Raw genomic sequence first — 8,028 nt, 5'->3', positions numbered from 1 at the left:
ACGCGCCGATGGCGCGGTGCTCGCTCTCGCTGTCGTCGCCGAGTTCGAGCATTTCGCCGAGGACGGCGACGCGGCGCCCGCCCTCGATTGCTGCCAGCGCGTCCAGGGCGGCGCGGGTCGAGTCGGGGTTGGCGTTGTAGGAGTCGTTGAGCAGCATCGCGCCGCCGGCGAGGTCGCGCAGCTCCATGCGCCACTTCGACAGCGAGACTGTGCCCAATGCCGCCGCGGCCACCTTGAGGGGTATGCCGGCCGCCAGCCCCGCCGCCGCGGCAGCCGACGCGTTGAGTGCCTGGTGCGCGCCCACCAGCGGCAGCTCGACGCGAGCCGAGTCGTCGGCGGTCCGCAGCGTGAAGGACGGCCGGCCGAGCCGGTCCAGCGCCAGGTCGAGCACCCGTACGTCGGAGTGCTCGGCCCGCCCGAAGGTCACCACCGGACCGTCGGTGAGCGCGCGCATCGCGAGCCCCCGGGGATCGTCGGCGTTGAGGACGGCGGTACCGCCGGGCGCCAGCCCCTCCACCAGCTCCCCCTTGGCCTTGGCGATGGCCCCGCGCGACCCGAACTCAGCGAGGTGGGCCTGGCCGACGTTGAGGACGACGGCGATGTCAGGCGCGGCCAGGCCCGCGAGCGCGGCGATGTCGCCGATGTGGCGAGCCCCCATCTCAAGGACGAGGAACTGGGTGCCCATGTCGGCGCGCAGCATGGTGAGCGGTACACCGAGCTCGTTGTTGAGCGAGCCGATGGTGGCGACCGTCGGCCCCGCGTGCGAAAGCACGGCAGCCAACAGGTCCTTGGTGCTGGTTTTCCCCTGGGAGCCGGTCAGCCCCACCACGGTCAGCCCGTTGCGCAGCCGGGCCACGACGTGGGTGGCCAGCGCCTGCAGTGCCGCCTGGACATCCTCGACGACGACGGTGGGCAGCGCAGTGGGCTGGGAGCCGAGCACAGCCACCGCCCCGGCCTCGCCGGCCTGGCCGGCGTAGTCGTGGCCGTCATCACGCTTTCCGGCGATGGCGACGAAGAGGCCGCCCGGCTCGGCCAGCCGGCCGTCGAGCACGGCCGGCGCGGTCACCGTCACTGCGTCGTCGCCCGCGACCCTCCCGCCGACGACCGCGGCGATCTCGCCGAGGCTGAGTGGGACTATGCCCGCGCGGCGCGGGAGCCGGCGAGCAGGAGCGAGGCCGGCGAGCGGGAGGTGCGAAGAGGCTGGTTCGCTGTAGGTCACGCCTCAAGTCAAGGCGGCATGGTGTTGTTGGCGCGTATGCGGTTTTCGATACGCTGACGATATGCTACCGGCGAGTAGCATATCGTGGACATATCGAAAACCCCATACGTTCCGGCAACACCATGCCGCCTTGGCTGTAGGTATGACCTACAGCGAACCAGCACACACGGCGGCCGGCCGCACCCAATCGCTGACGTCGTCGCATCCCACAGCCGTCGCACCCACGGGAGTCACGGTTTATGGATGTGAAAAGGACGAGGCCGCCTTGTTCCGAGAGATGGCGCCCCGCGCCGGCGCCATTCCCACCATCACCGAGGAAGCGGTATCCGAAGCCAACGTTGATTTGGCAAAAGGAAACCGGTGCATCAGCGTCAGCCATAAAACTGGCATCACAAATTCCACACTTCTTGCACTCAGCCGGGCAGGTGTGGCTTATATCTCCACAAGAAGCGTGGGATATAACCACATCGATGTGGGATACGCGGCGAGCGTCGGCATCTCCGTGGAAAACGTCGCCTATTCTCCCGACAGTGTGGCCGACTACACATTGATGCTGATGCTGATGTCGGCGCGACATGCAAAATCCATCATCCGTCACGCAGATGTTCACGATTACCGGTTGAACGACGTCCGCGGAAAAGAGCTTCGCGATCTGACCGTCGGAGTCGTGGGAACGGGGCGCATTGGTGTAGCGGTCCTGGACAGGCTGCGGGGTTTCGGGTGCCGGACACTGGCCCACGACAGCCGCCCCACGGCCGAGGCCGATTACGTGCCTATCGATACCTTGCTGCAGCTGAGCGACATCGTCACGCTCCACACGCCGCTCACTGCCGATACTCACCACCTCCTGAATCACCACCGCATCGAGCAGATGAAGCACGGCTCATACGTTGTCAATACTGGACGCGGTTCACTTGTCGACACCGAAGCTCTTGTTTCCGCATTGGAAAACGGCCGCCTGGGCGGTGCCGCGCTGGACGTCCTCGAAGGAGAGGAAGGAATCTTCTACAACGATTGCCGAAACAAGCCCATTGACAGCAAGGCGTTGTTGCGGCTGCAAGAGCTGCCGAATGTGATCATTAGTCCGCACACCGCCTACTACACAGACCACGCCCTGAGCGACACGGTCGCAAACTCCATCACCAATTGCCTGGAATTCGAAAGCAGGAACCAGCATGGATAAGCTGAACGTCGGCATTATATTCGGAGGCTGCTCCGAAGAGCACCCCATCTCCATCAAATCTGCGCAAGAGGTCGCAAGAAGTATCGATCTCGACAAGTACGAGCCCTTCTACATCGGGATCACGCAGAGCGGTGCCTGGAAACTCTGTGACGGCCCCGGCCCGGACTGGGAGAGCGGAAACTGTCGTCCGGCACTGCTGTCACCGGACAGAAGCGTACGCGGATTGCTCGTCCTGGAGCAGGGGCGCTACAGCACGATCGGTCTGGACGTCGTGTTGCCCATCCTGCACGGCAAACTCGGCGAAGACGGCGCGATGCAAGGCCTGTTGGAGCTCACCGGCATCCCCTACGCGGGCTGTGACGTACAGAGTTCCGCTCTGTGCATGGACAAGTCCCTTGCGTACCGCATCGCCAGGAGCGCCCATATCGCCACCCCGAAGTTCTGGACCGTTGCGGCGAACGACAATATTGATCCCGAGCAGCTGACGTATCCCGTCTTTGCGAAGCCGGCCCGTTCGGGGTCATCCTTCGGCGTCAGCAAGGTGTCGCAAAAAGAAGAACTGCTGCCTGCGGTGGAACTCGCGCGACAGTACGACTCCAAGGTACTGATCGAAGAGGCTGTCGTCGGCAGCGAAGTCGGATGCGCCATCCTGGGGAACGAACTGGATTTGATCGCAGGCGAGGTGGATCGAATCGCGCTGTCGCACGGGTTCTTCAAGATCCATCAGGAGAAGGATCCGGAGAGCGGATCCGAGAACTCAACGTTCATCGTTCCTGCCGACATTTCAGCGGAGTCGCGCTCGCTCATTCAGGAGACGGCGAAGACTGTCTACCGCGCCCTGGGCTGCAGCGGCCTGGCACGGGTGGACATGTTCCTCAAGGAGGATGGAAGTGTAGTCCTCAACGAGGTCAACACATTGCCCGGCCTGACCTCCTACAGCCGTTATCCGAGGATGATGGCGGCCGCGGGGATGACACTGACCGAAGTGATCGACCGGATGGTGACGCTGGCACTGACGGGGAAGATACGGTGAATGACAACTTTGCCTTCCTGGACGAATGTGCACCCGGAATACGCTGGGATGCCAAGTACGCCACCTGGGACAACTTTACCGGCAAACCCGTGGACGGCTACCTGGCCAATCGAATCGTCGGTACCAGGCCTTTGTTCGCGGCCCTGGAAAGAGCGCGAGAAAAGGCCCGCTCCCAAGGCTTCGGCCTGCTCATCTGGGACGGATACCGCCCCCAACGCGCCGTAGACTGCTTTGTGCGCTGGTCGAAGCTGCCGGAGGATGGTCGCACGAAGCAGCGACACCATCCGAATATCGACAGAGCCGATATGTTCGAGATGGGATATGTTGCCGAAAAGTCCGGCCACAGCCGGGGCAGCACCGTCGACTTGACGCTCTACCACTTGGCCACCGGAGAACTTGCCGCCATGGGTGGTGGCCACGACCTGATGGATCCGATCTCGCATCACGGAGCACACGGGGTCACACCATCCGAGGCGAAAAACCGACAACACCTCCGCTCCATCATGGAGTCCTGCGGTTTCAGCCCGTACGAGTGCGAATGGTGGCATTACACCCTGAAAGATGAACCTTACCCGGACACCTACTTTGACTTTCCCATCACGTAAGGGAATGTCACGTCAGGGCGCCATTCCAACTGGTGCCTCCGGTGTGGGCACAACCATCGCCCGTGGGCACAACCATCGCCGCGGCCCGGCGGGGAATCCGGGCGGGGCGGTCCCGCTGTTCGAGCAGACCCTGTCCCGACACCGCACGCGTACTCGGCAAGACTCACCCGCTGACACAAGCGGTCCGCTGCGCTCACGTCGCGGCTTGCGCCCAGAGGACCGGACCGTCGACGACCTCAAGATCATTTAAGCACCCACTCCGGCCCCTCAAGGCTGCCGCCTACTGACCTTCTCGGGATGTTGTCGGAGGGTGGGTCAGCTCAAGTGCGGTGCCGGTGAGGCAGCCGTCGATCAGGTCGGGGCGGTGAAGGCGACGTTGGCCAGCGGTCCGCGCCGCGGTAGCGGCCAGATGCCTTTCACGGGGTTCAGGTCCGGTGCGTAGGGCGGCAGGTGGACGATGGGTGAGCCAGTCGTGTTCGGCGGCGTACTGGCGCATTCCGGCGGCCCGGTGAGTGTTGAGGTTGTTCCCGGATGAGGACGATGGGGGCCTTGAGCTGGAGGCGCCCGGCCGGTAGCAGCACAGGGCGGCGATCGAGTAGCGGCGCCAGGACCGGCCGCGCACCCGCACCACCGGCGTATCTCCGCGCCATCCCCAGGTGCGGGCCCCGTGGCGGGGTCATCCCGAACCCCGCCTCGTCCTCGAAGACGAGGAAGTCCCCGAGCGCCGCCGCGGTCATTCCGCCTGCGGCCACAGGTCCTTCTTCCACAACTCGACGGCGTGCTCGTCGCGTTCCAGGGCCCGGCGGGCGGGCGACTGCCAGGACCAGCCGTGTCTGTGCAGCAGCCGCCAGACCGCCGCCGGCGAGACGTCCAGTGCGAACTTCCACAAGATCAGTGCCCGGATCCTCGCCAGGGTCGAGCGCTGGTCCTGCCGGCCGTGCGCGGCCGGGCCGCCAACCAGCTCCTCCTCCAGCTCGGCGAACCGGTCGTCGGTCAGCTTGGGCGATTTCGGCGGTCCGGCCGAGGCGAGGGCGGTCGTGCCGCCTTCGCGCCAGGCCCGCCGCCATCGCTCCACCGACCGCTCACTCACCCGCGGATCCTTCGCGATCACCGCGTTTCCCTCGCCCCGCGCGAACCGCTCACCTGCCTCGAACCGGATCTGTTCCCGCAACTGCCGTCGCTCGGCGGACAACGCCGCCGCCGAAAGGTCAACGCGAGCTTTATAAGAGAGACCCTCCAGGGCCGAACGGGCGCTGACCGAAGCCGCATAAGATGTGTTCAGGATTTGGGGGCAAGTACCGTATGGCGTCGCGCACGCGTGCCCCATCCGTTCCGGTCACTACGGCCCCGAAAGCGCGTACCAGAGCACCGCGTTTCGCGGCGAACCGGGGCGTGGGACACCTCACACGGGAGCCCCGTGTTCATGCGGTGACCGACTGTTAAGCTCCCGTGGTTGCCGATCATGGACATGCGGTCAACGGCAGCGCAACAAACGGGAGGACATAAGTGAATCGGAAGTTGGCAGTCGGCGCGCTTACCGCTGGGCTCTTCTTCGCCGGGACAGGGGCCGCATTCGCGGGGGCGAGTGGTGATGTCGAGGCGGCCGCGTCGTGGCACAAGATCTCGACACGCAAGAGTGGCGGCGTCTCGTTCCACTCGGGCAAGTACAAGTGGGAGCCCGCCGGGCCCAGGACGCACGGCGCCTTCCACTTCAAGGGCTGGCTCAAGGACACCAGTGCCGGTGACGGCCACAACGTCTACGTCCAGGTGAAGGCGGAAGGCCACGACTGGAACCGTTTCAACGGCAAGCAGCGGAAGTCGAAGTGGCAGGACTATCTCGTGTGGGCCCCGGCCGACCGATACACGGACGACGCCCGGATACGCGCATGCCGTGACCGAGGCTCGTTCCACCCGGACAACTGCTCGCCGACCAAGCGGTACCGGCGATAAGCGCTGCCGGCGACAGTCGCACCACCATGTGGGCCCCGGTCCTTCGACCGGGGCCCATCCGGCCCATTGGGGGAAACAGTGAGTACGTCGGAAGTCCTGGTTGCCGAAGGAGTTGACCTCTCCTACGGCTCCACCGCCGCCGTGCGCGACGCGCATCTGAGCCTCGCCCGCGGCGAGGTCGTGGCGATCACCGGGGCCAGCGGGTCCGGCAAGTCGTCGCTTCTGTACTGCTTGGCGGGGGTACTGCCGGTGGCCCGGGGGCAGGTGCGCTTCGAGGGACGGGCATTCGGAGACCTCGGCGACGAGGAGATCAGCACGCTGCGGCGTGAGCGATTCGGATTTGTGTTCCAGTACGGCGAGTTGCTGCCCGAGCTGACCATCGAGGAGAACACGGCGCTGCCCCTGCGGCTGGCGGGCGTTCGCAAGCGTCCCGCGCTGAAGGCCGCCGCCGAGGTCCTTGACCGCCTCGGCATCGCCGAACTGCGCGAGCGGCGCCCGTCGCAGGTGTCCGGCGGGCAGAGCCAGCGCGTGGCCGTCGCCCGTGCGCTGGTGCACCGGCCTGCCGTCGTGTTCGCGGACGAGCCCACCGGCTCGCTCGACAGCGCGAACGCGGACGCCGTGCTGAAGGAGTTCTTGTCCCTGGCCCGCTCCCAGGGCACCGCTGTGCTCCTGGTGACGCATGACCAGACGGTTGCCGCGCAGGCGGACCGCCGCTGCACAATGGCCGACGGTGTCCTCGCCCTCAAGGGGGCCTCGGAGTGAAGGAGTTCCTGCTCGGGCTGCGGCTGCTCCTCGGCTCCGGGCGCGGCACACGGGTGCGCTTTCTGCTGATGACCCTGGGTGGGTCGCTCGGCGTGTGCTGCCTCGCGCTCGTCCTGACGATCCCGGCGATCCTCGACGCGCGGGACGGCCGGGCCGCCGACCGCGCCACCGTCGTCTTCCCTGGCAAGCCCGAGCGTGACCGGACCCTGGTACTGGAGCGGTCCGACCCGCACGGCTCGAAGCCCTTTCACCGTGTCTTCCTCGCCCGCGGCACCAACGACACTCCGAAGCCGCCGCCGGGTCTGAGTGAACTCCCCTCGCCGGGCGAGGTGTTCGTCTCCCCGGCTCTGCGCGACCAGCTCAAGCGTGAGCCCACCTTGAAGGGGCTGCTGCCCGGCCGGCAGAAGAGGACCATCTCCCCGGCGGGACTCACTGACCCCAACGAGCTGTACGCGTACGTCGGCACCGACCGCTCCAAGCTCACCGGGTTCGGTGCGACCCGCGCCCTCAAGAGCTTCGGTACCGGCTACGCGCCTGTGCCCGCCATCGAGCCTTCCACCCTCGACATTCTGCGCTTCACGCTGGGCACGCTGGTTCTCCTGCCGCTCGCGGTCTTCCTTTCCGTATGCGCCAAGCTCTCCGCCGCCAGCCGTAACCGCCGTCTCGCCGCGCTGCGCCTGCTCGGCCTGAGCGCCAAGGGCACCCAGCGAGTCAACGCCGCGGAGACCGTCGCCGCCGCATTGCTCGGCGCGCTCCTCGGCCTCGGCGAGTTCTGGTTGCTGAACCAGGTCATGGCCAGGACCGGTCTGCCCGGTCTCAAGTGGTACCCGGCCGATGGCGCGCTGTCCGCCTCCACCCTCGCCGTCTGCCTGCTCGGCTGCCCGGCCCTGGCCTGGTTCGTCGGCCGCGCGAGCGCCCGCGCGGCTGCCGCAAGCCCGCTCAGCACGCGCCGCACGGCGGCCCCGCGCGCGCCCCGCGTCTGGGGCGGCCTCCTGCTCGTCACCGGCCTCGGCATCGTCACCGGCTACTGCCTGACCGGCCTCACCGACCGTCCGGCTCAGACGACGGGCATCAACACACTGCTGGTCCCGCTCGGCGTGCTCCTCACCGGCCTCGGCCTCGTCCTTACGATGCCGCTCCTGTCGTACCTCCTCGCCAAGCGTCTGGCCCGCTCTTCCTCCCTCACCCTGAATCTGGCCATGCGCCGCAACGAGGTCGAGCCCGGCAGCGCCATGCGCGTCGTCACCGGGCTGGTCCTCCTGGTCTTCTCCGCATC

The 8,028-nt window shown here is 66.6% G+C and carries 6 protein-coding genes and 2 pseudogenes; 6 read left to right on the top strand and 2 right to left on the bottom strand.

Translation table 11 applies throughout. The features are described from left to right. The coding region (locus tag ACWDZ7_RS42370; RefSeq protein ID WP_451804239.1) for a UDP-N-acetylmuramoyl-tripeptide--D-alanyl-D-alanine ligase at positions 1-1,138 on the bottom strand (1,138 nt) is incomplete at its 3' end. A 223-nt stretch (positions 1,139-1,361) separates the two neighbouring features. On the opposite strand from ACWDZ7_RS42370, the gene vanH reads away from it, so the two are divergent. From vanH to vanX, 3 genes are read left to right on the top strand one after another with little or no spacing between them, the layout of a single operon-like run. Continuing rightward, positions 1,362-2,402 (top strand): D-lactate dehydrogenase VanH, encoded by a 1,041-nt coding sequence (gene vanH / locus ACWDZ7_RS42365; protein ID WP_451804238.1) that lies wholly within the window; start codon positions 1,362-1,364, stop codon positions 2,400-2,402. Then, the gene (vanA, locus tag ACWDZ7_RS42360) at positions 2,395-3,435 is read left to right on the top strand and encodes a D-alanine--(R)-lactate ligase (protein ID WP_451804236.1); all 1,041 of its coding nucleotides are present in this window, start codon (positions 2,395-2,397) and stop codon (positions 3,433-3,435) included. Before vanH ends, vanA begins: the two co-directional genes overlap by 8 nt. Next, on the top strand, positions 3,432-4,040 hold the full coding sequence (vanX, locus tag ACWDZ7_RS42355) for a D-Ala-D-Ala dipeptidase VanX (protein ID WP_451804234.1): 609 nt from the start codon (positions 3,432-3,434) through the stop codon (positions 4,038-4,040). Before vanA ends, vanX begins: the two co-directional genes overlap by 4 nt. Before the next feature lie 280 nt (positions 4,041-4,320). On the opposite strand, the pseudogene ACWDZ7_RS42350 reads toward vanX, so the two are convergent. Beyond that, positions 4,321-5,232, bottom strand: a pseudogene (locus ACWDZ7_RS42350) (IS630 family transposase). A 314-nt stretch (positions 5,233-5,546) separates the two neighbouring features. Here ACWDZ7_RS42350 and ACWDZ7_RS42345 point away from each other — a divergent pair. From ACWDZ7_RS42345 to ACWDZ7_RS42335, 3 genes and pseudogenes are all read left to right on the top strand, one after another. After that, positions 5,547-5,990 (top strand): hypothetical protein, encoded by a 444-nt coding sequence (locus ACWDZ7_RS42345; protein WP_451804232.1) that lies wholly within the window; start codon positions 5,547-5,549, stop codon positions 5,988-5,990. 78 nt (positions 5,991-6,068) lie between these two features. Beyond that, entirely contained in the window at positions 6,069-6,752 is a 684-nt protein-coding gene (locus ACWDZ7_RS42340; protein ID WP_451804230.1) for an ABC transporter ATP-binding protein, read from the top strand. Next, positions 6,749-8,028: pseudogene (locus tag ACWDZ7_RS42335) on the top strand (ABC transporter permease); the annotation flags it as partial. The gene ACWDZ7_RS42340 and the pseudogene ACWDZ7_RS42335, both read left to right, overlap by 4 nt.

The sequence above is a fragment of the Streptomyces sp. NPDC003032 genome (genome assembly GCF_053591415.1).
This window is presented reverse-complemented; position numbering and strand designations above follow the sequence as displayed.